Annotated in this window: 1 protein-coding gene; it reads left to right on the plus strand. The window is 51.0% G+C overall.

Annotated features, from left to right (window positions below):
* The first annotated feature begins 12 nt into the window (after nt 1-12).
* On the plus strand, nt 13-135 hold the full coding sequence (locus ACRHNM_RS17300) for an ASCH domain-containing protein (protein WP_431137893.1): 123 nt from the start codon (nt 13-15) through the stop codon (nt 133-135).
* The last annotated feature ends 122 nt before the right edge of the window (nt 136-257 follow it).

Genomic DNA, 257 nt, shown 5'->3' on the forward strand with positions numbered 1-257 from the left:
GGAGACGGGTCTCTGGAGCAGTGGAAAAAATCGCACTGGGAGGCATTTGCCCGGGAACTGGAGCCCTTTGGCAGGGTTCCGAGGGAAAGTATGATCGTGGTGTGCGAGGTGTTTGAGAAAGTGTACGAGGGGTAAGGCTGATTTGAAGATTTGCCGATTTGAAGATTTGAAGATGTGCCGATTTGAAGATTTCAATATGGCAATTGGGTTTAAGGGTGAATGCTTTTGCGGTACTTCCTGCCGGCGCTCCCCTCCAC

This window comes from Psychroserpens mesophilus (genome assembly GCF_050617655.1).
Taxonomy (GTDB): Bacteria; Bacteroidota; Bacteroidia; order Flavobacteriales; family Flavobacteriaceae; genus Psychroserpens; species Psychroserpens mesophilus_A.